This window comes from Bacillus sp. 16GRE42 (genome assembly GCF_019837435.1).
GTDB lineage: Bacteria > Bacillota > Bacilli > Bacillales > Bacillaceae_G > Bacillus_A > Bacillus_A wiedmannii.
In genome coordinates, this window is the sequence record NZ_JADAXF010000011.1 from 1 (window position 1) to 24,455 (window position 24,455).

43 protein-coding genes are annotated in these 24,455 nt (G+C 39.3%); 2 read left to right on the top strand and 41 right to left on the bottom strand.

From position 1 onward, the window contains the following. Positions 1-107 precede the first annotated feature (107 nt). Positions 108-326 carry a hypothetical protein gene (locus ILS93_RS27370; RefSeq protein ID WP_000900298.1) on the bottom strand — a complete coding sequence of 73 codons (219 nt, stop codon included), beginning with the start codon at positions 324-326 and terminating at the stop codon, positions 108-110. A 170-nt stretch (positions 327-496) separates the two neighbouring features. Here ILS93_RS27370 and pdaB point away from each other — a divergent pair, with 170 nt between their 5' ends. Beyond that, complete coding sequence (pdaB, locus tag ILS93_RS27375) at positions 497-1,261, top strand: polysaccharide deacetylase family sporulation protein PdaB (protein ID WP_064475108.1); 765 nt, start codon at positions 497-499, stop codon at positions 1,259-1,261. 128 nt (positions 1,262-1,389) lie between these two features. On the opposite strand, the gene kbaA is transcribed toward pdaB, so the two are convergent. Beyond that, complete coding sequence (kbaA, locus tag ILS93_RS27380) at positions 1,390-2,001, bottom strand: KinB signaling pathway activation protein KbaA (protein ID WP_222661706.1); 612 nt, start codon at positions 1,999-2,001, stop codon at positions 1,390-1,392. Positions 2,002-2,140: 139 nt separating this feature from the next. On the opposite strand from kbaA, the gene gerD reads away from it, so the two are divergent. Next, entirely contained in the window at positions 2,141-2,758 is a 618-nt protein-coding gene (gene gerD / locus ILS93_RS27385) for a spore germination protein GerD (RefSeq protein WP_222661707.1), read from the top strand. A gap of 56 nt (positions 2,759-2,814) precedes the next feature. Here gerD and ILS93_RS27390 read toward each other — a convergent pair whose 3' ends face one another. From ILS93_RS27390 to rpsJ, 39 genes are all read right to left on the bottom strand, one after another. After that, positions 2,815-3,882 (bottom strand): Mrp/NBP35 family ATP-binding protein, encoded by a 1,068-nt coding sequence (locus ILS93_RS27390; RefSeq protein ID WP_064475105.1) that lies wholly within the window; start codon positions 3,880-3,882, stop codon positions 2,815-2,817. A 143-nt stretch (positions 3,883-4,025) separates the two neighbouring features. After that, a complete protein-coding gene (cwlD, locus tag ILS93_RS27395; RefSeq protein WP_000822446.1) occupies positions 4,026-4,739 on the bottom strand; it encodes an N-acetylmuramoyl-L-alanine amidase CwlD in 714 nt (237 codons plus the stop codon). Between the two features lie 66 nt (positions 4,740-4,805). Then, on the bottom strand, positions 4,806-5,234 hold the full coding sequence (locus tag ILS93_RS27400) for a YbaK family protein (protein WP_001101006.1): 429 nt from the start codon (positions 5,232-5,234) through the stop codon (positions 4,806-4,808). Positions 5,235-5,395: 161 nt separating this feature from the next. Further along, a complete protein-coding gene (rpsI, locus tag ILS93_RS27405) occupies positions 5,396-5,788 on the bottom strand; it encodes a 30S ribosomal protein S9 (protein ID WP_000079986.1) in 393 nt (130 codons plus the stop codon). Positions 5,789-5,809: 21 nt separating this feature from the next. Beyond that, entirely contained in the window at positions 5,810-6,247 is a 438-nt protein-coding gene (rplM, locus tag ILS93_RS27410) for a 50S ribosomal protein L13 (protein WP_001260795.1), read from the bottom strand. 152 nt (positions 6,248-6,399) lie between these two features. Further along, positions 6,400-7,143 (bottom strand): tRNA pseudouridine(38-40) synthase TruA, encoded by a 744-nt coding sequence (gene truA / locus ILS93_RS27415; protein ID WP_002096935.1) that lies wholly within the window; start codon positions 7,141-7,143, stop codon positions 6,400-6,402. 14 nt (positions 7,144-7,157) lie between these two features. After that, on the bottom strand, positions 7,158-7,952 hold the full coding sequence (locus ILS93_RS27420; RefSeq protein WP_064475104.1) for an energy-coupling factor transporter transmembrane component T family protein: 795 nt from the start codon (positions 7,950-7,952) through the stop codon (positions 7,158-7,160). Beyond that, a complete protein-coding gene (locus ILS93_RS27425) occupies positions 7,940-8,821 on the bottom strand; it encodes an energy-coupling factor ABC transporter ATP-binding protein (protein WP_000406519.1) in 882 nt (293 codons plus the stop codon). The genes ILS93_RS27420 and ILS93_RS27425 overlap by 13 nt, the downstream gene beginning before the upstream one ends. Continuing rightward, entirely contained in the window at positions 8,797-9,639 is an 843-nt protein-coding gene (locus ILS93_RS27430; RefSeq protein ID WP_064475103.1) for an energy-coupling factor ABC transporter ATP-binding protein, read from the bottom strand. Before ILS93_RS27430 ends, ILS93_RS27425 begins: the two co-directional genes overlap by 25 nt. Before the next feature lie 103 nt (positions 9,640-9,742). After that, a complete protein-coding gene (gene rplQ, locus ILS93_RS27435) occupies positions 9,743-10,105 on the bottom strand; it encodes a 50S ribosomal protein L17 (RefSeq protein ID WP_000331490.1) in 363 nt (120 codons plus the stop codon). A gap of 35 nt (positions 10,106-10,140) precedes the next feature. Further along, on the bottom strand, positions 10,141-11,085 hold the full coding sequence (locus ILS93_RS27440; protein WP_000569644.1) for a DNA-directed RNA polymerase subunit alpha: 945 nt from the start codon (positions 11,083-11,085) through the stop codon (positions 10,141-10,143). A gap of 180 nt (positions 11,086-11,265) precedes the next feature. After that, positions 11,266-11,655: a 30S ribosomal protein S11 gene (gene rpsK, locus ILS93_RS27445; RefSeq protein WP_000101797.1), complete on the bottom strand. Its 390-nt coding sequence runs from the start codon at positions 11,653-11,655 to the stop codon at positions 11,266-11,268. Between the two features lie 24 nt (positions 11,656-11,679). Next, positions 11,680-12,045, bottom strand: a complete 366-nt coding sequence (gene rpsM, locus ILS93_RS27450) for a 30S ribosomal protein S13 (RefSeq protein ID WP_000090790.1) — start codon at positions 12,043-12,045, stop codon at positions 11,680-11,682. Positions 12,046-12,066: 21 nt separating this feature from the next. Then, positions 12,067-12,180, bottom strand: a complete 114-nt coding sequence (gene rpmJ, locus ILS93_RS27455; RefSeq protein WP_000868344.1) for a 50S ribosomal protein L36 — start codon at positions 12,178-12,180, stop codon at positions 12,067-12,069. A gap of 35 nt (positions 12,181-12,215) precedes the next feature. Next, on the bottom strand, positions 12,216-12,434 hold the full coding sequence (gene infA, locus ILS93_RS27460; RefSeq protein WP_001029884.1) for a translation initiation factor IF-1: 219 nt from the start codon (positions 12,432-12,434) through the stop codon (positions 12,216-12,218). A gap of 68 nt (positions 12,435-12,502) precedes the next feature. Next, positions 12,503-13,249 carry a type I methionyl aminopeptidase gene (gene map, locus ILS93_RS27465; protein ID WP_000582542.1) on the bottom strand — a complete coding sequence of 249 codons (747 nt, stop codon included), beginning with the start codon at positions 13,247-13,249 and terminating at the stop codon, positions 12,503-12,505. Further along, a complete protein-coding gene (locus ILS93_RS27470) occupies positions 13,249-13,899 on the bottom strand; it encodes an adenylate kinase (protein ID WP_064475102.1) in 651 nt (216 codons plus the stop codon). Before ILS93_RS27470 ends, map begins: the two co-directional genes overlap by 1 nt. Positions 13,900-13,955: 56 nt before the next feature. Beyond that, positions 13,956-15,257 (bottom strand): preprotein translocase subunit SecY, encoded by a 1,302-nt coding sequence (gene secY / locus ILS93_RS27475; RefSeq protein WP_000490119.1) that lies wholly within the window; start codon positions 15,255-15,257, stop codon positions 13,956-13,958. After that, complete coding sequence (gene rplO / locus ILS93_RS27480; RefSeq protein ID WP_000766083.1) at positions 15,257-15,697, bottom strand: 50S ribosomal protein L15; 441 nt, start codon at positions 15,695-15,697, stop codon at positions 15,257-15,259. Before rplO ends, secY begins: the two co-directional genes overlap by 1 nt. A 33-nt stretch (positions 15,698-15,730) precedes the next feature. Continuing rightward, a complete protein-coding gene (rpmD, locus tag ILS93_RS27485; protein ID WP_001085231.1) occupies positions 15,731-15,913 on the bottom strand; it encodes a 50S ribosomal protein L30 in 183 nt (60 codons plus the stop codon). Between the two features lie 13 nt (positions 15,914-15,926). Next, positions 15,927-16,427 (bottom strand): 30S ribosomal protein S5, encoded by a 501-nt coding sequence (gene rpsE / locus ILS93_RS27490; RefSeq protein WP_000554646.1) that lies wholly within the window; start codon positions 16,425-16,427, stop codon positions 15,927-15,929. Positions 16,428-16,448: 21 nt separating this feature from the next. Continuing rightward, positions 16,449-16,811, bottom strand: coding sequence for a 50S ribosomal protein L18 (gene rplR / locus ILS93_RS27495; protein ID WP_000628818.1), 363 nt, complete (start codon positions 16,809-16,811; stop codon positions 16,449-16,451). 31 nt (positions 16,812-16,842) lie between these two features. Continuing rightward, on the bottom strand, positions 16,843-17,382 hold the full coding sequence (rplF, locus tag ILS93_RS27500) for a 50S ribosomal protein L6 (RefSeq protein ID WP_064475101.1): 540 nt from the start codon (positions 17,380-17,382) through the stop codon (positions 16,843-16,845). Positions 17,383-17,414: 32 nt separating this feature from the next. Then, entirely contained in the window at positions 17,415-17,813 is a 399-nt protein-coding gene (gene rpsH / locus ILS93_RS27505; RefSeq protein WP_000245511.1) for a 30S ribosomal protein S8, read from the bottom strand. 29 nt (positions 17,814-17,842) lie between these two features. Continuing rightward, on the bottom strand, positions 17,843-18,028 hold the full coding sequence (gene rpsN, locus ILS93_RS27510) for a 30S ribosomal protein S14 (RefSeq protein WP_001085700.1): 186 nt from the start codon (positions 18,026-18,028) through the stop codon (positions 17,843-17,845). Positions 18,029-18,061: 33 nt separating this feature from the next. Beyond that, positions 18,062-18,601, bottom strand: coding sequence for a 50S ribosomal protein L5 (gene rplE / locus ILS93_RS27515; RefSeq protein ID WP_001080829.1), 540 nt, complete (start codon positions 18,599-18,601; stop codon positions 18,062-18,064). A 26-nt stretch (positions 18,602-18,627) separates the two neighbouring features. Further along, on the bottom strand, positions 18,628-18,939 hold the full coding sequence (gene rplX, locus ILS93_RS27520; protein ID WP_000558201.1) for a 50S ribosomal protein L24: 312 nt from the start codon (positions 18,937-18,939) through the stop codon (positions 18,628-18,630). Positions 18,940-18,977: 38 nt separating this feature from the next. Continuing rightward, positions 18,978-19,346 carry a 50S ribosomal protein L14 gene (gene rplN, locus ILS93_RS27525; RefSeq protein ID WP_000615912.1) on the bottom strand — a complete coding sequence of 123 codons (369 nt, stop codon included), beginning with the start codon at positions 19,344-19,346 and terminating at the stop codon, positions 18,978-18,980. 43 nt (positions 19,347-19,389) lie between these two features. Next, on the bottom strand, positions 19,390-19,653 hold the full coding sequence (gene rpsQ / locus ILS93_RS27530; protein ID WP_000004106.1) for a 30S ribosomal protein S17: 264 nt from the start codon (positions 19,651-19,653) through the stop codon (positions 19,390-19,392). 20 nt (positions 19,654-19,673) lie between these two features. Continuing rightward, positions 19,674-19,874, bottom strand: coding sequence for a 50S ribosomal protein L29 (gene rpmC / locus ILS93_RS27535; protein ID WP_000855718.1), 201 nt, complete (start codon positions 19,872-19,874; stop codon positions 19,674-19,676). Further along, positions 19,864-20,298, bottom strand: coding sequence for a 50S ribosomal protein L16 (rplP, locus tag ILS93_RS27540; protein WP_000928969.1), 435 nt, complete (start codon positions 20,296-20,298; stop codon positions 19,864-19,866). Before rplP ends, rpmC begins: the two co-directional genes overlap by 11 nt. A gap of 1 nt (position 20,299) precedes the next feature. Continuing rightward, on the bottom strand, positions 20,300-20,959 hold the full coding sequence (gene rpsC / locus ILS93_RS27545) for a 30S ribosomal protein S3 (protein ID WP_000529958.1): 660 nt from the start codon (positions 20,957-20,959) through the stop codon (positions 20,300-20,302). Positions 20,960-20,962: 3 nt separating this feature from the next. Then, positions 20,963-21,304: a 50S ribosomal protein L22 gene (gene rplV, locus ILS93_RS27550; RefSeq protein WP_001148024.1), complete on the bottom strand. Its 342-nt coding sequence runs from the start codon at positions 21,302-21,304 to the stop codon at positions 20,963-20,965. Between the two features lie 17 nt (positions 21,305-21,321). Next, a complete protein-coding gene (gene rpsS, locus ILS93_RS27555; protein ID WP_000124454.1) occupies positions 21,322-21,600 on the bottom strand; it encodes a 30S ribosomal protein S19 in 279 nt (92 codons plus the stop codon). 60 nt (positions 21,601-21,660) lie between these two features. Further along, positions 21,661-22,491 carry a 50S ribosomal protein L2 gene (rplB, locus tag ILS93_RS27560; RefSeq protein WP_000511583.1) on the bottom strand — a complete coding sequence of 277 codons (831 nt, stop codon included), beginning with the start codon at positions 22,489-22,491 and terminating at the stop codon, positions 21,661-21,663. A 28-nt stretch (positions 22,492-22,519) separates the two neighbouring features. After that, positions 22,520-22,810, bottom strand: coding sequence for a 50S ribosomal protein L23 (rplW, locus tag ILS93_RS27565; protein ID WP_001205558.1), 291 nt, complete (start codon positions 22,808-22,810; stop codon positions 22,520-22,522). Further along, the gene (gene rplD / locus ILS93_RS27570; RefSeq protein WP_001127258.1) at positions 22,810-23,433 is read right to left on the bottom strand and encodes a 50S ribosomal protein L4; all 624 of its coding nucleotides are present in this window, start codon (positions 23,431-23,433) and stop codon (positions 22,810-22,812) included. The genes rplW and rplD overlap by 1 nt, the downstream gene beginning before the upstream one ends. Positions 23,434-23,458: 25 nt before the next feature. Then, a complete protein-coding gene (rplC, locus tag ILS93_RS27575; RefSeq protein ID WP_000160209.1) occupies positions 23,459-24,091 on the bottom strand; it encodes a 50S ribosomal protein L3 in 633 nt (210 codons plus the stop codon). 34 nt (positions 24,092-24,125) lie between these two features. Continuing rightward, positions 24,126-24,434 carry a 30S ribosomal protein S10 gene (gene rpsJ / locus ILS93_RS27580; RefSeq protein WP_001040595.1) on the bottom strand — a complete coding sequence of 103 codons (309 nt, stop codon included), beginning with the start codon at positions 24,432-24,434 and terminating at the stop codon, positions 24,126-24,128. Between the last annotated feature and the right edge of the window lie 21 nt (positions 24,435-24,455).

Sequence of the window (24,455 nt, forward strand, 5' to 3'; positions counted from 1 at the left end):
TTTCGATGTCAACTAAGTTTTTCAATTTCTTTTTTGTCGTTTTCTGCGTTTCTGCATCAGCGACGGTTATTAATTTATCATATAATAACCATTAACGTCAACACTTTTTAATAAAAAGTTCTTTTCCTTACATAACGCATACATTCTTCTGCATTAGCGACTCTTCGAAACAAACAAAAAATGATTTTATATCTTTCTTCCATCGCCTTTTTTACAACGTCATGAATACGTTCATCTTCAAAATCAAATAAAAGTTCTTCTAACTCTCTCTTCAATATGTATTCCATTTCTTTTTTCTCTTCTTTCGTTAACATAAACCCAAGCAAATCATCACCTCAATCATTTCTTACAAAGCAATAAACGTTCCGCTCATTTTCCCTTATCAAAATCCTATCATTCATTATATCCACTGCTTACGATATTAATCCTTTGTTCTCTTTTTAATATATAAAGCATATATGTAACTGAAAAGGATTGGACAAAGGGGCGTAATATTATGTTTTTCTTTTTTATTACGAGTAAACGAGCTTTTAAACACATTAGCTTAATAGTGATACTTTCCTTATTTACAGCATGGCTTCTCTTTTTGAAAACATATTCACATGAATCTGCTTTTTCAACTGCGACAGGACCTAAAGTTATTTACAAAGGAGACACCTCTAAAAAACAAGTTGCATTCACGTTTGATATTAGTTGGGGAGACAAAAAAGCAATTCCAATCCTTGATACACTTAAAGAAAGAGACATTAAGAATGCAACCTTCTTCCTTTCTGCTGCATGGGCAGAAAGACACCCTGATGTTATTGAACGCATCATAAAAGATGGACATGAAATCGGTAGTATGGGTTATAATTACACGTCCTACACTTCTCTAGAGACAAATGAAATACGAAGAGATCTTTTACGAGCACAAGATGTTTTTACAAAACTCGGTGTGAAACAAGTCAAACTATTACGTCCACCTAGTGGAGACTTTAACAAAGCAACACTTAAAATAGCAGAATCACTCGGATACACCATCGTCCATTGGAGTAATAACTCAAACGACTGGAAAAACCCAGGTGTAAACAATATCGTTTCCAATGTCTCTACTAATTTAAAAGGTGGAGATATCGTCTTATTACATGCATCTGATTCTGCCCTCCAAACAAATAAAGCTTTACCACTGCTTCTGCAAAAATTAAAGAGTGACGGATATGAGCAAATATCGGTATCACAACTTATTTCTAACACAAGTACAAAAAGTGAAGATGTAAGGTAATTCTTTTCCCTCGTGCCTTCACACATAAAAAGCTCTACTACCTATCATTAAGGTAATAGAGCTTTTTTCATCCCGATATTTGCATTCGTACAACTACCCTCTGTATAAAAACCCAAAACCTCTCTTACTTAAGCCGACTTACTCGTCTTTCCAATTAAACGATGTAATATAAGTAACTGATATGCATTACATAATAAAAGTGGTATCACCATTAAATACAACCAATCTGTATCATTAATACGAAGCGCTGGTACCCACTCAAGAATTGTTACAACAACCATAAAGAACAAAGCGGGCACAAATGCCTTTCTATTTGTTTCTTTACTTTTTATGTAAGCAACAATCGCCCCAAACACAAATAACACACCAGCAACAAGTATGTTATTCCCTAACGAAACTTCCCCATTTGCAATCAATACGGATCTTAAGTACACGAAATCAAATAAAACGAATGCAATAAAGAAGAGCTGGACTGCATTCCATAAAGAAGGTGACCTGAACATCCCCAGTCCAAAACGATGGATTGTTAAATAGGCAAAGAACCCCATTTGACTTATAACACTAAAAATAAATCCTACACCCATCAACCAGAAGGAAACTGCTAAAATCTCCTTTCCGTCTAAATTTTGAAAAAATTTAGCGTACTTGTCCCACTCCAAAACAAACCCAATAATGACCGTGCTAATCCCACCAAGAAACAACGTCGTAAAAAATAGTTGTACCCACTTGCGGCTATTCACAACACATCCCCCATTATCCTTATATTTCTAATTAAATTGTATCAATGACAATTTCAAAAAGCTAGCCATGTTCATGTATAAATTCCTTAAAGATATTTATATTAAAAAGAGAGAACTGTGCTGAAAGGAGTTCCAACTTATGAAACGGATGCTGCTCGTTTTGACTTCTTCTTTTCTATTTCTTGTACTTGTAGCATGTGCACAAGAAAAAGAAGCAAAGTCCGAACTTGATTACGATCAAACAAAGAAAATGATTGTTGATATTTTAAAAACCGATCAAGGTAAGAAGGCTATTCAAGATGTATTAACTGATGAAAAAATGAAACAAGCACTCATACTAGATGAAACAGTAGTAAAGAAAACGATTGAAGATGCAATGGTATCCGACAAAGGGCAACAATTTTGGGAGAAGCTCTTTAAAGACCCTGAGTTCTCATCAAAGTTCGCTAAAAGTATGGGGAAAGAACAAACAACCTTAATGAAAACATTACTAAAAGACCCTGAATACCAAGCTGGCGTTATAGAAATTATGAAAAACCCAGAAGTAGAAAAAATGATTTTACAAACGATGAAGAGCAAAGAATACCGTCAATATTTACAACAAGTATTAACAGAAACTGCTGAAAGCCCACTCTTCCAAGCTAAGATGATTGACATTATTAGTAAAGGTGTAGAAAAAGCCGAAAAAAGTGGATCTGATAAAAAGGAAGCTGGCGGTGAAGGTGGTTCCCAAGACGGTAAAAAGGAACAGCAGTAAAAATAATGATTATAATAATGAGTGGACAATATATGTATTGTCCACTCGTTATTATTTTATTTTTGCGCAACAGCTATTTTATCAATCACTGTCTCAGCTATCGTGCGATAAATAAGGCCTGTCGTATGTGTATCTTCGTATACTGACGGCGCAAAGTCTTCTTTATTCCAATCAGGTTGTTGAAGCGGGATTCGGCCAAGTACTTCTGTTTGAAGTTCTGCAGCCAATTTATCTCCTCCACCTCTTCCAAACACATATTCTTTTTCACCAGTTGTTTTACTTTCAAAATACGCCATATTTTCAACAACGCCAAGAATGCTATGTTCTGTACGTAAAGCCATAGCTCCAGCACGCGCTGCTACAAATGCCGCTGTTGGATGTGGCGTTGTTACAATAATCTCTTTACAAGCCGGCAACATCGAATGCAAGTCTAGCGCAACATCACCTGTGCCCGGTGGTAAATCTAAAACTAAATAGTCTAAATCGCCCCATTCTACTTCTGTGAAGAAGTGATTTAACATTTTCCCAAGCATAGGTCCTCTCCAAATAACCGGTGCGTTATCCTCTACAAAGAATCCCATTGAGATTACCTTTACACCTAGACGCTCCACTGGAATAATTTTATCCCCTCTTACAACAGGACGTTTTTCTATCCCCATCATATCCGGTACGCTAAAACCATAAATATCGGCATCAATGATACCGACCTTTTTACCTAGACGAGCTAGAGCAATAGCAAGGTTAACAGAAACTGTTGATTTTCCGACTCCACCTTTTCCACTCGCTACTGCTAAAAATGTCGTTTTTGAATTTGGCGACAATAAAGATTCAGTTTGCTCTTCTTCCTGTTCCGGTGCAAACTGAGCTAATTCCTCTTCTGTAAATTCCGCAAAGCGAAGCCCTACTGTTGCTGCCCCTAGTTCTTTTACTAACTTTACAATTCCAGATTGCAATTGCATTTGTTCCGCTGTACCGGTTTTTACAATTGCAATTTTAACACTTACATGTTCCTTCTCAGGCTTGACTGTTACCTCTTTAATTGCCCCTGTTTCTTTTAACGTTTTATGTAAAAACGGATCTACAATCCCTTCTAACGCTTCCACTACTTGCTCTTTCGTTACCATAGTTAGCCCAGCCCCCTGTATGAAAAATAACGTAATGTTAATTAAATTTATCTCTCTTTATTTTTGAAATAAATGCGTTTACATTTCCAGTATAACATATTTTCGGAAAACTTCGTTAACGAGAGAAACTCAAAAAATCCTCCTTATTCTGGAGGATTTCCTTTTTCCGTGAAATAACGTAATATACCACGATATACTGCAGCCGCTACCTTTTGCTGATATTTCTCCGAATTTAACATATACCTTTCGTTTACATTCGATAAAAAGCCAGCTTCAATTAGAGCACCTGGTGTTTTCGCATACTTTAATAAATACACATGAGAAATTGTTTTAGCAGAACGATTCGTATTCTCTAAACTCGTTCTCAATTCAGCTTGTATAAATTTCGCAGCACGTTCATTTTCAACCGAAGAACGGTAGTAGAACGTTTGTGCGCCTTTCGATCCACTGCTAGTTAAAGCATTTAAATGAATGCTCGCAAAAAAGTCTACATCAGGTTTATTAATAATCTCTACACGCTTTTTTAAATCCTCTGCTTTACGTCTACTATATGATTTTGTATCTTTCTGAGCTAAATCATAATCTCCCTCACGTGTTAAAATAACTAGTGCACCTTGTTCTTGTAAATAATCTTGTACCTTCTTTGTAATCTCAAGCGTAATATCTTTTTCTATAATATCTTTTCCACCAACAGCCCCTCCGTCTGGCCCACCATGCCCAGCATCTAATACAATCACTTTCCCTGATAAGGGTAAATTCCAAGCTCGCCACGATTTTGTAATTTGAAATTCTTGTTTGACTAAAAAAAACAAAACAACCGCAGCGAGTGCAAAAGAGATAATTCGAATTCTCTTCATACCTTTCCTCCTCCAGCTAGTCCCTCTAATTACTTATATGGGACAAGAGGAAAGTTTATGCTTGTCTTAATGAAGCTTTAATCGATATCTTCTTTCACCTTTTTCATATCCTTCTTGCCACCATAAGCCAATAAACTGCTGACAAGATTCAAAAAGTAATTCCTCATCTTGTAACTTAATTTCCCGCATAGTCATGCTCGTTAAAAATTGGAATAATGTTTCCGTTAATTGTTGCTCTTCTTCTAAGGCTCTATATTTCACATCAAAGAATGATTCACCATAATAACCAAACTTACTGTATCTCGCTCCTAATAAATACGACTCTATCCCTAATTCAATACAGTAATCTTCATACTGACGATGAAGTTCCTGCATCTGAAAGGCATCCCTAATATTTGAACGTAATGTTTTTAATGATAATTCTCGCAGCATCTTCCGTTCATATTTCAACTGCTTTTCTTTTTGTTTTTCTTGTAAGCTGACAATGACATTCATAGTACTTATAAACCTCCCTAATACGTATTAGTCTAAACTTCTAAAGAAGAAGCATACGCGAGAGAATAGCACTAAAATATTCCAAACTACAAAATTACAAAAGAGGAATAAAACATAAAAAAACCCCAACCAAAATGGTTGGGGTTTGTAGTTCGCAAAAATTAACGTTTTGAGAACTGAGGTGCACGACGTGCGCCTTTAAGACCGTATTTTTTACGCTCTTTCATACGTGCGTCACGAGTTAATAGACCTGCACGTTTTAGTGTTAGACGGTATTCTGGATCAGCTTTTAATAAAGCGCGAGAAATACCGTGACGAATAGCACCAGCTTGACCAGTGTATCCACCACCATTTACGTTTACAAGTACATCGTAGTTACCTAAAGTTTCTGTTGCAACTAGAGGTTGTTTCACTACTTCACGTAATGCAGCAAATGGGATATAGTTTTCAAAATCACGACCGTTAATGATAACGCGTCCTTCGCCTGGAACTAGGCGTACGCGCGCTACTGAACTCTTACGACGTCCAGTGCCATAGTATTGAACCTGTGCCAAAGTAAGCCCTCCTTTAATTGATTATCCGCGAAGTTCGTAAACTTCTGGTTTTTGTGCTTGGTGTGGATGCTCTGCTCCAGCATACACGTTTAATTTCTTAGATACTTGACGTCCTAAACGTCCTTTTGGAAGCATCCCTTTAATTGCAAGCTCTAACATTTGTACAGGGTAGTTTGTACGCATTTCTAGAGCTGTTCTTTGCTTAAGTCCACCTGGGTGGTTAGTGTGACGGTAGTAAATTTTATCGTTTAATTTATTACCTGTTAAATGAATTTTCTCAGCGTTAATAATAATTACATGATCACCCGTGTCAACGTGTGGTGTAAATGTAGGTTTGTTTTTACCGCGTAAAATAGATGCTACTTCAGTAGATAGGCGACCTAAAGTTTGACCTTCAGCATCAACCACATACCATTTACGCTCAACTTCGTTAGCTTTTGCCATAAAAGTCGTACGCATGTGTTTCCCTCCTCGTTATCTTTTCCATAGAAAAAATCTATTGTTTATCTTAAACACGATTTCCTTCCGGGGCTAATCGTGGTTTTAGAAACAATACCATATGTTATGATATACTTTTGAGTTTCTAATGTCAAGCAAATGTTACACCAGGATTAGTTGTTATAGTTTACCTGCCATAAGTAAAGTCCATGACCTGGAGCCATCTTTCCAGCAAACTGACGATTTTGTTTCGCTAAAATCTCTGGAATGCTATCAGGATCAAGCTTTCCTTGCCCTACGCTCAGTAACGTACCAACAATAATTCTGACCATATTATATAAAAATCCATTACCTACAAAACGAAAAATTAATTCATCGCCTTGCTCAATTAACTCAATTTCATAAATCGTTCGCACTTTATCTTTTTTGTCAGTTTTTGCCGAACAAAAAGAAGTGAAATCATGCGTTCCAATAAAATAAGGAATCGCTTTTCTTATAGAGCTTATTTCGAGCGGATATGGATATTGATATACGTAATTTCTACGGAATACATCCGCAGTCTTTGATAATAATACACGATAACGATATTCTTTTCTCTCGACACCGTAACGCGCATGAAATTCTTCTGTTTTTTTCTCTACCTGTCTGATAACAATATCATCTGGCAACATTGTGTTTAATGCATTACTCCATTGCCACTCTTCAAGAGACAACGGTGTATCAAAGTGTATGACTTGTCCTTTGGCGTGAACGGTAGAATCCGTTCTGCCCGATGCCTGAACACGAACAAGTTCTCCTTTATGCAATTTCTGCAAAGCTTTCTCAATCTCTTGTTGAACAGTACGATGCTGCGGCTGAATTTGATAACCACAAAAATGCATGCCATCATATGCAACCGTACATTTTATTCTATCCATTTCTCTATTCTCCATTACGATCGCACCCATGCCAAAATACAAGCTAAACAAAGTAAGCTTATAATCGTTACTGTATCGCTTGTTTTCCAGCGTAGTTGCCTAAATTTAGTACGTCCTTCGCCATTTTGATACCCACGTGCTTCCATAGCAATCGCTAAGTCCTCAGCACGCTTAAAAGCACTGATAAATAGAGGAACGAGTAGTGAGATAATAGCTTTCATCCTATCTTTTATCGGTCCTCCTGCGAAATCAATACCACGTGAAGCTTGTGCCTTCATTATTTTACTCGTTTCATCCATTAATGTCGGAATAAAACGAAGAGAAATTGACATCATTAATGCGATTTCATGAACAGGAACTTTTATACGTTTCAACGGCTTTAATAACGTCTCCAAACCATCTGTAATCTCAATAGGTGTCGTCGTTAACGTTAATAATGTCGTCATTAAAATAATAACGAAGAATCGTATAGAAATGTATATCCCTTGCTCTAATCCTTTTTCATGTATCGAAAACCAACCAAGCTGGAATAGTACTTCCCCTTCTTTATTTGTAAAAATATGCAGGAAAAATGTAAAAAGAAAAATCCATAGAATTGGTTTTAAGCCCGAAAGTACATAACGAATCGGCACTTTTGCAAAAAATAAAGCAATGAGTGCATATAAAAATAAAAATCCATATGAAATCGCATTATTTGCTAAGAAAACAACAAATACATATAAAAAGACAATCAGCAGCTTCGTACGTGGGTCGAGTTGATGAATAAGAGACTTCCCTGGAATATATCTTCCAATAATCAACTGCTGCATGATTCATGACCACCTTTTCGTAACACCTGCACAACTTCATGAGTAAGATCCTCTAAAGATAAGGTAGCCTTTGGGATTGAAATGCCAAACTTCTCTTCAATTGCACGTTTATACTTTAAAGACATAGGAAGATCCACGCCAATTTTCTCTAGTTCATCAGCATGTGAAAATACTTCCTCTGCACTTCCTTGCAAAAAGACCGTTCCTTTATGCATGACTACAATCTGCTCCGCATACTTAGCAGCATCCTCCATATTATGTGTTACTAGGATAACTGTAAGACCTTTTTCCTTATGCAGCTTATAAAACATCTCCATAAGTTCATTCTGCCCTTTTGGATCTAGTCCTGCTGTAGGTTCATCTAATACAAGCACTTCGGGTTCCATCGCTAATACACCCGCTATCGCAACACGCCTCATTTGCCCACCACTTAACTCAAACGGTGAACGTGTTAACAGTTCCGGCTCTAACCCTACAAGTTCAATTGCCTCTCTTGCCTTTTGCTTCGCTTCTTCTACAGATACCCCAAAATTAGTAGGGCCGAAACAAATATCTTTCTCCACAGTCTCTTCAAACAACTGATGTTCTGGGAATTGAAAGACAACCCCTACCTTTTTACGTAGTGGCTTTAGCTTTTTTTCTTTCTTTCCTGCCGAAATGAAATGTTCACCAATTTGAACTGTGCCATTCGTCGGCTGCAATAAACCATTTAAATGTTGAATCATCGTCGACTTACCTGAACCAGTATGACCGATAATGGCATAATAGCCCCCACTTGGAAACGACACGTCTACATCATAAAGTGCGCGTCTTTCAAATGGAGTTTTATATTGATAACGATGTTCTACTTTTTGGAATGTAATCTCCAAAGTTCGTTCACCAAGCTTTCCATTGTAAGATGCGTATTTTGCAAGAGAATTTCATTTCTTTTTAATAATTCTGCTATTTTCACTGAAAAGGGTACATCTAATCCAATTTCTTGGAGCATATGAGAGGACTTGAAGATTTGCTTTGGAGTCCCTTCCTCTAATATTTCTCCCTTATTTAAAATAATGACACGGTCTGATTGTGCCGCTTCTTCTAAATCGTGCGTAATTGATAACACGGTAATACCTTTTTGATTAACAAGTTGTCTAACCGTTTCTACTACTTCACGTCTCCCTTGAGGATCTAGCATTGACGTTGCTTCATCTAATATCAAAATAGATGGCTGAAGTGCTAAAACGCCTGCTATTGCCACTCGCTGCTTTTGCCCACCAGATAACGAATGAGGTTCATCATTAAGAAAATCTTCCATACGGACAAGTTTGAGGGCCTGATCTAATCTTTCTACCATTTTCTCTCTTGGCATTCCGATATTCTCTAAGCCAAAGACAACGTCGTCTTGCACTGTCGTTCCAACAAATTGATTATCTGGATTTTGAAATACCATACCAATTTGTTTTCGAACATCCCATACCGTTTCCTCAGATAAAACCATTGTATCATTTACTGTAATAGTCCCTGTTTCCGGCAAAAACAAACCATTCAATAATTTTGCAAGTGTAGACTTCCCTGAACCGTTTTGTCCAATAACAGATACCCATTCTCCCTCATACAAGGAAAATGAAACATCTTTTAATGCATAAGTGGCTGCCCCAGGATATTGAAATGATATATTTTCTGTCCGAAGTTTCTCTTTTTTCAATACAAGGCACCCTTTCCTTCGCCAAGTTAGCCTATTTTTATATTTAAAAAAAAGGGCCATGACCAGTTTCTTGAAAAGAACTGTCCTGCCCTTTTAATTATCATTATACTAACTCGATAATTACCATTGGTGCTGCGTCTCCGCGACGTGGACCAATTTTTGCAATACGAGTGTATCCGCCTTGGCGCTCAGCATAGCGTGGAGCTACATCAGCGAATAATTTTTGAAGTGCATCTTGACCAGTCTCAGCGTTAGCTACTTCATTGCGAATGAAAGCTGCTGCTTGACGACGAGCGTGAAGATCTCCGCGTTTACCTAAAGTGATCATTTTTTCCACTACAGAACGAAGTTCTTTTGCACGAGTTTCTGTCGTTTGGATGCGCTCGTTGATAATTAAATCAGTAGCTAAATCACGTAACATAGCTTTACGTTGCGCACTTGTACGGCCTAATTTTCTGTATGCCATTCGTAGTTCCCTCCTTTGTTGATGGGTTTAAATCCTCAGTCGTCTTTACGTAAACCTAAACCTAATTCCTCAAGTTTATGTTTAACTTCTTCTAAGGATTTACGTCCTAAGTTACGAACTTTCATCATATCTTCTTCTGTTTTGTTCGCAAGCTCTTGTACAGTATTAATTCCTGCACGTTTTAGGCAATTATAAGAACGAACAGAAAGATCTAGTTCTTCGATAGTCATCTCAAGAACTTTCTCTTTTTGATCTTCTTCCTTCTCGACCATAATCTCAGCATTTTGTGCTTCATCAGTTAAACCAACAAAGATATTTAAATGCTCAGTTAAGATTTTGGCACCTAAAGAGATAGCTTCTTTTGGCCCGATGCTTCCATCCGTCCATACATCAAGCGTAAGCTTATCATAATTAGCCACTTGTCCGACACGTGTCTTTTCCACTTGGTAAGTCACACGTGATACTGGAGTATAAATAGAATCAATAGGAATTACTCCTATTGGTTGATCTTCGCTTTTATTTGCATCAGCTGGCGTATACCCACGGCCACGCTTTGCAGTTAAACGCATGCGGAAATGCGCATTTTTTGCTAACGTTGCAATGTGTAAATCTGGATTTAAGATTTCTACATCACTATCATGAGTAATATCAGCAGCTGTGACAATACCTTCGCCCTGCACATCAATTTCCAACGTCTTCTCTTCTTCAGAGTAGATTTTAAGAGCTAACTTTTTCAAGTTTAAGATGATCGTCGTAACGTCTTCTACTACGCCCTCAACTGTTGAAAATTCATGTAATACGCCATCGATTTGGATAGCAGTAACAGCGGCACCAGGGAGTGAGGATAAAAGAATACGACGTAAGGAGTTACCCAAAGTAGTACCATATCCACGCTCAAGCGGTTCAATTACGAATTTACCATATTTAGCATCTTCGTTAAGTTCAACCGTTTCGATTTTCGGCTTTTCGATTTCAATCATTAACTAAACCCTCCTTCAAAACGTCGAAACCCCGGTTAAACAAAGGGATACCCCCTGTCTAACCGAAAGTCCCCCTTAGGCAGTTCCCGATTGTGCACAACAAGCGATGTTTCTGTACGAAATTTCTCGATAATGCATCATATCCATTATAGACAAAAGGGAAAATTCTATACAGAAAAATTACACACGACGACGTTTTGGTGGACGACATCCATTATGAGGAACTGGAGTAACATCTCTAATTGCTGTTACTTCTAGACCTGCAGCTTGAAGAGCACGAATTGCAGCTTCACGACCAGCACCAGGACCTTTAACAGTAACCTCTAAAGTTTTTAAACCGTGCTCCATTGCAACTTTAGCAGCAGCTTCAGCAGCCATTTGCGCAGCGAATGGAGTAGACTTACGAGATCCACGGAAACCAAGTGCACCAGCACTAGACCAAGAAAGTGCGTTACCATGAGTATCTGTAAGTGTTACGATTGTGTTGTTGAAAGTAGAACGAATATGAGCTATACCAGCTTCAATATTCTTTTTCACACGTTTTTTACGAGTGTTTGTTTTACGTGCCATTGTTAGTTCAACCTCCTTTACTTATTATTTCTTTTTATTTGCTACTGTACGACGTGGACCTTTACGTGTACGAGCATTGTTTTTAGAGTTTTGACCACGAACTGGTAAACCACGACGGTGACGAAGACCACGGTAAGAACCGATCTCCATTAGACGTTTAATGTTAAGAGATACTTCACGACGAAGGTCTCCCTCAACTTTAATACGATCGATGATATCACGGATACGTCCTAGTTCGTCTTCCGTTAAATCACGAACTCGTGTTTCTGAAGAAATACCAGCTTCAGTTAGAATTTTTTCAGCAGTTGTGCGACCAATGCCGAATACGTAAGTTAAAGAAATAACAACGCGTTTGTCTCGAGGAATATCTACACCTGCGATACGTGCCATTCTGAATGCACCTCCTTCTGATTAACCTTGTTTTTGTTTATGTTTAGGGTTTTCACAAATAACCATTACTTTTCCACGTCTACGAATAACTTTACATTTTTCGCAGATTGGTTTAACTGACGGTCTTACTTTCATGTCTCGAACCTCCTTAAAGATTACGGAGTGCTATATTATTTAAAACGGTACGTAATACGACCACGATTTAAATCGTACGGAGATAATTCTACCGTAACTTTGTCTCCTGGTAAAATACGAATGAAGTTCATACGGATTTTACCAGAAACGTGAGCCAATACGACATGCCCATTCTCTAATTCTACTTTGAACATAGCATTTGGCAACGTTTCAAGAACGGTACCTTCGACTTCAATTACATCATCTTTAGCCATTCAATAGTTCTCCCTTCTTCAAATCAGTAACATTTTACACTGCTCTGAAATCCCGGAGAGCCAGCTACTTATAAAGTGGTAAGGATTTCGTATCCTGCTTCTGTAAGAGCAATCGTGTGCTCAAAGTGTGCACACCATTTACCATCTACCGTTACCACTGTCCAGTCATCAGATAGTGTTTTTACATATCGTCTTCCTTGATTCACCATCGGCTCAACACAGATGACCATTCCCGGCTTTAATCTAGGGCCTCTATTTGGTGGACCATAGTGCGGGATTTGAGGGTCCTCATGTAAGTCTTGCCCGATTCCGTGACCAACATACTCCCTAACGATCGAGAACCCATTCTCTTCAGCATGGGTTTGAACCGCATGTGAGATATTTGATAATCTTTCGCCTGGTTTTACTTGTTCTAGACCAAGATACAACGATTTTTCTGTGACATCAAGTAGCTTTTGAACAGATTCAGAAATGTTTCCAACTGGATACGTCCATGCAGAATCTCCATGGTACCCATTGTATTTCGCACCAATATCGATACTGATGATATCGCCCTCTTCGAGCTTGCGCTTCCCTGGAATTCCGTGTACAAGCTCTTCATTTACAGAAGCACATATGCTCCCCGGAAATCCGTTGTATCCTTTAAAAGATGGCGTAGCACCATATTTTCGAATCGTCTTTTCCGCTATTTGATCGAGCTCTTTCGTTGTAATTCCTGGAGTAATATGCTGTTTCAACTCTTGATGAGTTAAAGCAACGATCCTGCCAGCTTCTCGCATGATTTCTATCTCGCGAGGAGTTTTGCAGATGATCATTACGCTAAGCCTCCGATGAGAACATCGATATCAGCAAATACTTTATTGATATCTTGCTCACCATTAATGCTTTGTAAGTAACCAAGCTCTTCGTAGAAATCAAGCAAAGGTTTTGTTTGCTTAATATTTACCTCTAAACGATTTGCCACAGTTTCTTCATTGTCATCAGAGCGTTGATATAATTCGCCACCACATTTATCGCACACATCAGCTTTTGCTGGCGGATTGAATTCTAAGTGGTAAGTCGCACCGCACTCTTTACAAATGCGACGGCCTGTAAGGCGTGTTAATAACAACCCTGAATCCACATTAATGTTTAAAACATAGTCGATTTTTTTACCAAGATCTTTCATAATCTCTTCAAGAGCTGATGCTTGTGCAACAGTTCGTGGGAAACCGTCTAGTAAGAAACCTCTTACGCAGTCTTCCTGACTTAAACGTTCACGAACGATTCCGATTGTAACTTCATCTGGAACAAGTGCACCTTTATCAATAAAAGATTTTGCTTGTAGACCCATTTCAGTTTCAGCCTTCATAGCTGCACGGAACATATCTCCTGTTGAAATGTGAGGGATGTTATACTTGGCAACAATCTGTTCGGCTTGTGTACCTTTACCAGCACCAGGAAGCCCCATTAAAATTAAGTTCATCCTTGTTCCCCCTCAGAGTACATGAGCATGTAGGGAAGACGATTCTTCCCACTTACTCATTGCTTGATAAACCCTTTGTAATGGCGTTTTACCAGTTGGCTTTCTAGCTGCTTCATTGTTTCTAAAGCAACGCCGACAACGATTAACATACTCGTTCCACCAATCTGTGCAGATGGAGGAAGATTTCCCAATTTCGTAAAGATAACTGGTAAGATTGCAATCGCTGCTAGGAAAATTGATCCTACAAAGGTCAAACGATACAAGATTTTTGTTAGATATTGTTCCGTATTCTTACCCGGACGAATACCTGGAACATATCCACCTTGTTTGTTTAGATTCTCTGACATTTGCTCTGGATTAACCTGAACAAACGCATAGAAATATGTGAAGGCTACAATGAGCGCAACATATATGATCATTCCCACTGGGTGAGAATAGTTAAAGTTTGCAATGATCCACTGCGATACATCATGATTCGGGAAGAACTGTGCAATAGTTGGAGGCGTAATTAAGAATGAAACAGCAAAAATGACTGGAATAACACCCGCACTATTTACCTTAAGCGGTAAATGTGTGTTTTGTGCTCCAGCATGATTCCCATTCCCTCCTGTTACACGCTTCGCATATTGAATTGGGATCTTTCTAACAGCCTGTTGAATGAAAATAACACCAACAATAACCGCTAGCACAGCTAGTAAGATCAATGCAACTTTAACGATACTCATGAACAATTGATCTCCGATATTTTGAAACTGTTGTTGATACACTTGAGATATAACACTTGGGATCGCTGCGGCAATACCGCCAAAGATAAGGATGGAAATACCATTACCTACACCTTTAGCTGTAATCTGTTCACCTAACCACATTAAAAATGCAGTACCAGCAGTCAGTACCGTAGCAATGTATAAATAAGTGCTCCAACCAGGATTCAAAATTAATTGCCCACCTACCATACCGTTAAAACCGATTGACATACCAAACCCCTGAATAAACGCAAGAACAATTGTAAAATAACGCGTGAATTGCGTTAGTTTACGACGGCCCATTTCACCTTGCTTCGACCATTCCGAAAATTTAGGAACAACATCCATCTGCAATAATTGCACGATGATGGATGCTGTAATATACGGCATGATTCCCATCGCAAAGATGGAGAAGTTTTTCAAGGCGCCACCGCCAAATGTATTTAGGATACCTAAGGCATTTAATTGATCTTGTGCTTTCAGTACGTCTCCATTTGTAAATGGCACTGGGATAAACGTGCCAATCCTGAATACGATTAACATCGCTAAAGTGAATAATATTTTACGTCTTATCTCAGCAACGCGCATAAAGTTGGAGATTGTACGAAACATTAGATCACCTCAACTGATCCGCCAGCTGCTTCAATTGCTTCTTTAGCACTTGAAGAGAACTTGTGCGCTTTAACAGTTAATTTTTTCTCTACTGCGCCGCTTGCAAGAATTTTAACACCGTCGTTTAACTTGCTGATAACGCCAGTTTCCAGCAATAATTCAGGTGTTACTTCTGTACCATCTTCAAAACGATTTAACGTTGATAAGTTTACAATAGTAAACTCTTTACGGTTAATGTTTGTGAAGCCGCGTTTTGGTAAACGACGGAATAATGGAGTTTGACCACCTTCGAAGCCAAGACGAACACCGCCACCAGAACGTGCGTTTTGTCCTTTATGACCTTTACCAGCAGTTTTACCGTTACCAGAACCGATACCACGACCGACACGGTTACGTACTTTACGAGAACCTTCTGCAGGTTTTAATTCATGAAGTTTCATTCCCAGGCACCTCCTTATATTAATGAGTTATCCTTAAGCTTCTTTTACAGTTATAAGGTGAGAAACTTTGTTGATCATACCAAGAATAGCAGGAGTTTCTTCCTTAACTACAGTTGAATTCAACTTTTTAAGACCTAAAGCTTCTACCGTCGCACGTTGATCTTGTGGACGACCAATTACACTACGAGTGAGGGTAATTTCTAACTTTTTCGCCATTTGTTTTCCCTCCTTAACCTAGTAGCTCTTCTACAGATTTACCGCGTAATTTTGCAACATCTTCAGCGCGCTTAAGTTCGCTTAATCCGTTCACAGTAGCGCGAATCATGTTGATTGGTGTGTTAGAACCAAGAGATTTCGAAAGAATATCTTGTACACCAGCTAATTCAAGTACCGCACGAACAGGTCCACCAGCAATAACACCAGTACCTTCAGCAGCAGGTTTTAAGAATACTTCACCAGCTCCAAAATGACCGTTGATTGTGTGTGGAATTGTTGTACCAACTAATGGTACAGCGATTAAGTTTTTCTTAGCGTCTTCGATAGCTTTGCGGATTGCGTCTGGTACCTCTTGTGCTTTACCAGTACCGAATCCAACATGACCGTTTTTATCGCCAACTACAACTAGTGCAGCAAAGCGGAAACGACGACCACCCTTAACAACTTTCGCGACACGATTTATCGTAACTACACGTTCTTCAAGTTCTAATTTACTTGGGTCAATGCGATGCATCAATTTTCCCTCCTTTGACCATTAAAATTGTAATCCAGCCTCACGAGCAGCCTCAGCTAGAGCTTTAACACGGCCATGGTATAAGTAACCACCGCGATCGAATACTACTTCTTTAACGCCTTTCTCTACAGCACGCTTAGCAACTGATTCTCCTACTTTCGTAGCAGCTTCAGTATTGCTAGTACCGTTAAGAGCAAGGTCTTTATCAAGAGTAGATGCACTTACTAACGTTACACCATTTACATCATCAATAACTTGAGCGTAAATATGTTGGTTAGAACGGAACACGTTTAAACGTGGACGTTCTGCAGTACCAGTAAGTTTAGCACGTACACGTGCATGTCTTTTCTTACGAGTCGCATTTTTATCAGCTTTAGTGATCATTCTTGTCACTCCTTTCTCTCACCTAACGGGTTTACTTAGCAGTTTTACCTTCTTTACGACGAACAACTTCGCCTTCGTAACGAATACCTTTACCTTTATAAGGCTCAGGAGCACGTACAGCACGGATGTTAGCAGCAAATTCGCCAACACGTTGCTTGTCGATACCTTTGATTACGATTTTAGTTGGTACAGGTACTTCAACTTCAAGACCTGCTTCCGGAGTCATTTCTACTGGATGAGAATAACCTACGCTTAAAACAAGTTTATCTCCTTGTTTTTGAGCACGGTAACCAACACCGACTAATTCAAGTCCGCGTGCGAAACCTGCAGTTACACCTTCAACCATGTTTCCGATTAAAGCACGAGTTGTACCGTGTAATGCACGGTGTTCCTTCTGTTCAGATGGACGCTCAACTGTTAGTGTATTTTCTTCAATTTTGATAGACATATCAGCATTGAATTTACGAGTTAATTCACCTTTAGGGCCTTTTACTGTTACAGTATTGTCTTCTGCAATTGTAATAGTAACACCTGCAGGGATTTCAAGAATCTTTTTACCAATACGAGACATGTGGTCACACCTCCGTTCGTTTTAAATATATATTACCAAACGTATGCTACTACTTCTCCACCAGTTTGTAATTGACGAGCGTCTTTGTCTGTCATTACTCCCTTAGATGTAGAAACAAGAGCGATACCTAATCCGTTAAGTACACGTGGTACTTCATCAGCTTTAGCGTAAACGCGTAAGCCAGGTTTACTGATACGTTTTAATCCAGTGATTACACGTTCATTGTTTGCACCATATTTCAGGAAAATACGAAGGATACCTTGTTTGTTATCCTCGATGTATTCTACATCACGAATGAAACCTTCACGTTTTAAAAGTTCAGCGATCTCTTTTTTGATTTTAGAAGCAGGAACCTCTAATTTCTCATGACGTACCATGTTCGCATTACGGATGCGAGTAAGCATGTCTGCAATTGGATCTGTCATCACCATGTGTTTTACCTCCTTCCCATTTGTGGGTTTTACCAACTAGCTTTTTTAACACCAGGAATTTGACCTTTATATGCAAGTTCACGGAAACAAATACGGCAAAGCTTAAATTTGCGGTATACAGAATGCGGACGACCGCAGCGTTCGCAACGTGTATACTCTTGTACTTTAAACTTAGGAGTACGCTTTTGTTTCGCTATCATAGATTTTTTAGCCACGTTTTCGCCTCCTCTACTTAGCGTTGGCTTCCATTATTTTTGGAATGGCATACCGAATTGTGTTAAAAGTTCACGAGCTTCTTCATCAGTTTTCGCTGTAGTAACGATTACGATGTCCATACCGCGGACTTTGCTTACTTTATCATAATCGATCTCAGGGAAGATAAGTTGCTCTTTAACACCTAATGTGTAGTTCCCACGACCATCGAATGATTTCTTAGAAACACCACGGAAATCACGTACACGTGGTAAAGAAACTGATACTAATTTGTCGAAGAACTCATACATTTGCTCGCCGCGTAAAGTTACTTTCGCACCGATTGGCATACCTTCACGAAGACGGAAACCAGCGATTGATTTTTTAGCACGAGTTACAACAGGTTTTTGACCTGCGATTTGTGTTAATTCTTCTACTGCATTGTCTAAAGCTTTTGAGTTAGATACCGCGTCACCAACACCAGTGTTGATTACGATCTTTTCGATTTTCGGTACTTCCATCACAGATTTATAGTTAAACTTGCTCACTAGAGCAGGAGTAATTTCCTTTTGGAACTTCTCTTTAAGGCGATTCAATGAAGTGACCTCCTTTCTTAAGAAAATTATTTATCTAATAATTCACCAGATTTTTTTGCAATACGAACTTTTTTACCATCTTCTACTTTGAAGCCTACACGAGTAGGTTCACCTGTTTTCGGATCTAAAACCATAACGTTAGAAACGTGAATAGGTGCTTCTTTAGTAATAATTCCACCTTGTGGATTTAATTGAGATGGCTTAGAGTGTTTTTTAACGATGTTAACACCCTCAACGATAACACGGTTTTGCTTTGGGAAAGCCACAAGGATAACGCCTTGTTTTCCTTTGTCTTTTCCAGTGATTACCTGTACTTTATCACCTTTTTTTACATGCATCTTAATTCTGCACCTCCTTAGCAAGGCAATACCTTAAATTATAGAACTTCTGGAGCTAAAGAAACGATCTTCATGAAGTTGCTATCACGTAATTCACGAGCTACTGGTCCGAAGATACGAGTACCACGTGGGCTCTTATCGTCTTTGATGATAACCGCTGCGTTTTCATCAAATTTGATATAAGAACCGTCCGGACGACGAGCTCCGCTCTTCGTACGTACCACTACTGCTTTAACAACGTCACCTTTTTTAACAACGCCACCTGGTGTTGCTTGTTTTACCGTAGCAACGATAATGTCACCAATGTTAGCATATTTACGACCAGAGCCGCCTAATACTTTAATTGTTAAAAGTTCACGTGCACCAGAGTTGTCAGCAACTTTCAAACGAGATTCTTGTTGGATCATGTTATGAAACCTCCCTTCGGACTAAAAATTCCGATTCGTCTATTTAGATAATAACCGCTTCTTCAACGATTTCAACTAAACGGAAACGCTTAGTAGCAGAAAGCGGGCGAGTTTCCATGATTTTAACGATATCGCCAAGTTTCGCTTGGTTTTGCTCATCATGGGCTTTGTACTTCTTAGAATACTTAACACGTTTTCCGTACAAGGAATGAGTTTTGTAAGTTTCAACTAAAACTGTAATCGTTTTGTCCATTTTGTCAGACACAACACGACCAGTATAAACTTTGCGTTGGTTACGTTCGCTCACTATGCAAACCTCCCCTCAATTTATCGATTAATTCCGATCTCTCTTTCACGAACTACAGTTTTCATACGAGCAATTGCTTTACGCACTTCACGAATGCGAGTTGGATTCTCTAATTGTCCTGTAGCAAGTTGGAAGCGAAGATTGAACAATTCTTCCTTTAAAGCTTTAACTTTTGTTTCGATTTCGGCAGTGGTTAATTCACGAATATCATTAGTTTTCATTAGATTCACCACCATTTTCTTCACGTTTTACGAATTTACATTTCACAGGTAACTTGTGAGCTGCAAGACGTAATGCTTCGCGTGCTACCTCTTCAGATACACCCGCGATTTCGAACATAATTTTCCCAGGTTTTACTACTGCTACCCAGCCTTCTGGTGCCCCTTTACCGGAACCCATACGTACTTCTAGAGGTTTTGCAGTGTAAGGTTTAGAAGGGAAAATTTTAATCCATACTTTACCGCCACGTTTCATGTAACGAGTCATTGCACGACGAGCAGCTTCGATTTGACGGTTTGTAATCCATGAAGCAGCTTGTGCTTGTAAACCGAATTCACCGAAAGCAATTTCAGTTCCACCTTTTGCACGACCACGCATTTTACCACGATGCTCTCTACGATATTTTACGCGTTTTGGCATTAACATATTATTTTCCTCCTTCCTCAGAAGCTTTCTTTTTTGTAGGAAGGACTTCTCCACGGTAGATCCATACTTTTACGCCTAATTTACCGTATGTTGTATCAGCTTCAACTGCTGCATAGTCAATATCAGCGCGAAGTGTATGAAGTGGAACAGTTCCTTCACTGTAAGATTCTGCACGAGCGATATCAGCTCCGCCAAGACGACCAGAAACCTGTGTTTTAATACCTTTAGCACCTGCACGCATAGCACGTTGAATAACTTGCTTTTGTGCACGACGGAATGATACACGGTTTTCTAATTGACGAGCGATGTTTTCGCCTACTAATTTAGCGTTAAGATCAGCTCTCTTAACTTCTAAAATGTTGATGTGTACACGCTTGCCTGTTAATTGGTTAAGTGCTTTACGAAGTGCTTCAACTTCAGTACCACCTTTACCAATTACCATACCAGGTTTTGCAGTGTGAATTGTAACATTTACACGATTTGCTGCACGTTCGATTTCTACTTTAGCAACAGCAGAATCTTTTAAGCGTACAGTAATGTACTCACGGATTTTGATGTCTTCATGTAATAATGTAGCATAATCTTTCTCTGCGAACCAACGAGATTCCCAGTCACGGATAACGCCGACACGAAGACCAATTGGATTAACCTTTTGACCCATCGATTATCCCTCCTTCTTTTCTGATACCACAACTGTAATGTGGCTTGTGCGTTTGTTAATTTGGCTTGCACGACCCATTGCACGTGGACGGAAACGTTTCAACGTTGGACCTTCGTCAACGAAAACTTTTTCAACAACTAGGTTGTTAATATCCATCTCATAATTGTGCTCTGCATTTGCGATTGCAGATTTTAAAACTTTCTCTACAACTGGAGAAGCAGTTTTTGGTGTGTGGTTAAGGATAGCAATCGCTTCACCCACTTGCTTACCTCGGATTAAGTCTACTACTAAACGAACTTTACGAGGAGCAATACGAACTGTTCTCGCTACTGCTTTAGCTTGCATTGAAGTGCCTCCTCTCATTATCTTCTAGTTTTCTTATCGTCAGCAAGGTGACCTTTATACGTACGAGTTGGTGCGAATTCACCTAACTTATGGCCAACCATATCCTCAGTGATGTATACAGGTACGTGTTTACGACCATCATATACAGCGATTGTGTGTCCGATGAACTGAGGGAAGATTGTTGAACGGCGAGACCAAGTTTTAACAACTTGTTTTTGCTCAGATGCAACTAATTTTTCCATTTTGCTCATTAAGTGATCATCGACAAATGGTCCTTTTTTTAAGCTACGAGCCATTTTGGTGCCTCCCTTCGTGATTGGCGTACGGTTCTAGAAATGAACCGTACTACAATCCCATTATTTTTTACGACGACGAACGATGAATTTGTCAGACGCTTTGTTTTTCTTACGAGTCTTGAATCCAAGAGTTGGTTTACCCCATGGAGACATTGGAGACTTACGTCCGATTGGAGAACGTCCTTCACCACCACCGTGTGGGTGATCAACCGGGTTCATTACAGAACCGCGAACTGTTGGGCGTTTACCTAACCAGCGAGAGCGACCTGCTTTACCGATTTTGATAAGTTCGTGTTGTTCGTTACCTACTTGACCGATTGAAGCGCGACAAGCAGATAATACAAGACGTACTTCACCAGAAGTTAAACGTACAAGTACGTATTTACCTTCTTTACCAAGTACTTGAGCAGATGTACCAGCAGAACGAACTAATTGTCCGCCACGACCAGGCTTAAGCTCGATATTATGAACAACAGTACCTACTGGAATGTTGATTAATGGTAATGCGTTACCGATTTTGATGTCAGCTTCTGGGCCAGACATAACTTCCATACCTACTTCTAAAGATTTAGGAGCAAGAATGTAACGTTTTTCACCGTCAACGTAGTTAATTAATGCGATATTCGCAGAGCGGTTTGGATCGTATTCGATCGTAGCAACGCGTCCTGGAATTCCATCTTTGTTACGCTTAAAGTCGATGATACGGTATTGACGCTTATGTCCGCCACCTTGATGACGTACAGTAATTTTACCTTGGTTATTACGACCAGCCTTCTTGCTTAAAGGAGCAAGTAATGACTTTTCTGGTCTGTCAGTCGTGATTTCAGCGAAATCATTCGTAGTCATATTACGACGACCGTTAGTAGTTGGATTATACTTTTTAATTCCCATCTCAATTTCCCTCCTTCTTTAGTAAGAATTAAACGCCTTGGAAGATTTCGATTTCTTTGCTGTCAGCAGTTAGCTTAACGATTGCTTTACGACGACGGCTAGTAAAACCAGCGTGACGACCAACGCGTTTTGCTTTCGGCTTGTAGTTCATGATGTTCACTTTTTCTACTTTAACACCAAAGATCGCTTCAAGAGCATCTTTAACTTCTGTTTTATTAGATTTAACGTCCACATCGAACGTGTATTTTTTTTCAGCCATCATTTCCATAGAACGTTCAGTGATAACTGGGCGCTTAATGATATCACGAGGATCTCTCATTATGCAAGCACCTCCTCTACTTTTTCCACTGCCGCTTTTGTCATGATTAGCTTATCATGATGAAGCACGTCTAAAACGTTTACGCCATCAGCAGTGATTACTGTTACTCCAGGGATATTGCGAGCAGATAACTCTACAGATTCGTTTGCATCAGCAGTTACGATAAGAGCTTTCTTCTCAACAGTTAATCCTTTAAGTACTGCTAGCATGTCTTTTGTTTTTGGTGCATTTAACACTAGGTCTTCAAGAACTACAATGTTGTTCTCAACTACTTTAGTAGCTAATGCAGATTTGATTGCTAAACGACGAACCTTCTTAGGAAGTTTGTACGCATAGCTTCTTGGTGTAGGTCCGAATACCGTACCACCACCACGCCATTGAGGAGAGCGGATAGACCCTTGACGAGCACGTCCAGTTCCTTTTTGACGCCATGGTTTACGACCACCACCACGAACTTCAGAACGAGTTTTTACTTTGTGTGTACCTTGACGTAAAGATGCACGTTGCATCATTACAGCTTCGAAAAGTACAGCTTCATTTGGTTCGATACCGAAAATAGCTTCAGCTAATTCGATTTCACCAACCTGTGAACCAGTTTGGTTATATACAGTAACTTTTGGCATTGGAATTCCTCCTTCCTATTGTGAATTATTTGCTAACCTTCACAGCGCCTTGAACAACTACAAGAGATTTCTTAGCACCTGGAACGTTACCTTTTACTAGTAATAAGTTGCGCTCAGTGTCAACTTGAACGATTTCTAAGTTTTGGATAGTAACTTGGTCTCCACCCATACGTCCAGCAAGTTTTTTGCCTTTGAATACACGGTTCGGAGCAACTGGGCCCATTGAACCTGGACGACGGTGATAGCGAGAACCATGAGACATAGGTCCGCGAGATTGTCCGTGGCGTTTGATAACACCTTGGAAACCTTTACCTTTAGAAATTCCTGTTACGTCAACGATTTCACCTGCAGCGAAAACTTCAACTTTTACCTCTTGACCAACCTCTAATCCGTCCACGTCTGCATCGCGGATTTCGCGAATGAAGCGCTTAGGAGTTGTAGATGCTTTAGCAGTGTGGCCTTGTTCAGGTTTGTTAGTTAACTTTTCACGTTTATCTTCAAATCCTAACTGGATTGCATTGTAGCCATCAGTTTCAGTTGTTTTCTTTTGAAGAACAACGTTTGGATTAGCAGCGATAACTGTTACTGGGATTAACTCACCGTTCTCAGCAAATACTTGAGTCATACCGATCTTTCTTCCTAAGATTCCTTTGGTCATGAGTTACACCTCCTACATTTTTAAGTTATATGAATTATAGTTTGATTTCGATATCTACACCAGACGGTAAGTCTAAACGCATTAATGAATCTACTGTTTGTGGAGTAGGACTCACGATATCGATTAAACGTTTGTGTGTGCGCATTTCGAATTGCTCACGAGAATCTTTGTACTTATGAACAGCACGAAGAATTGTGTAAATAGTCTTCTCAGTTGGTAATGGGATCGGACCAGAAACTGTTGCCCCAGAACGCTTAGCTGTTTCTACAATTTTCTCAGCTGATTGATCAAGAATACGGTGATCATAAGCTTTTAAACGGATACGAATTTTTTCTTTTGCCATTATTTTCCCTCCTTCGTTCGC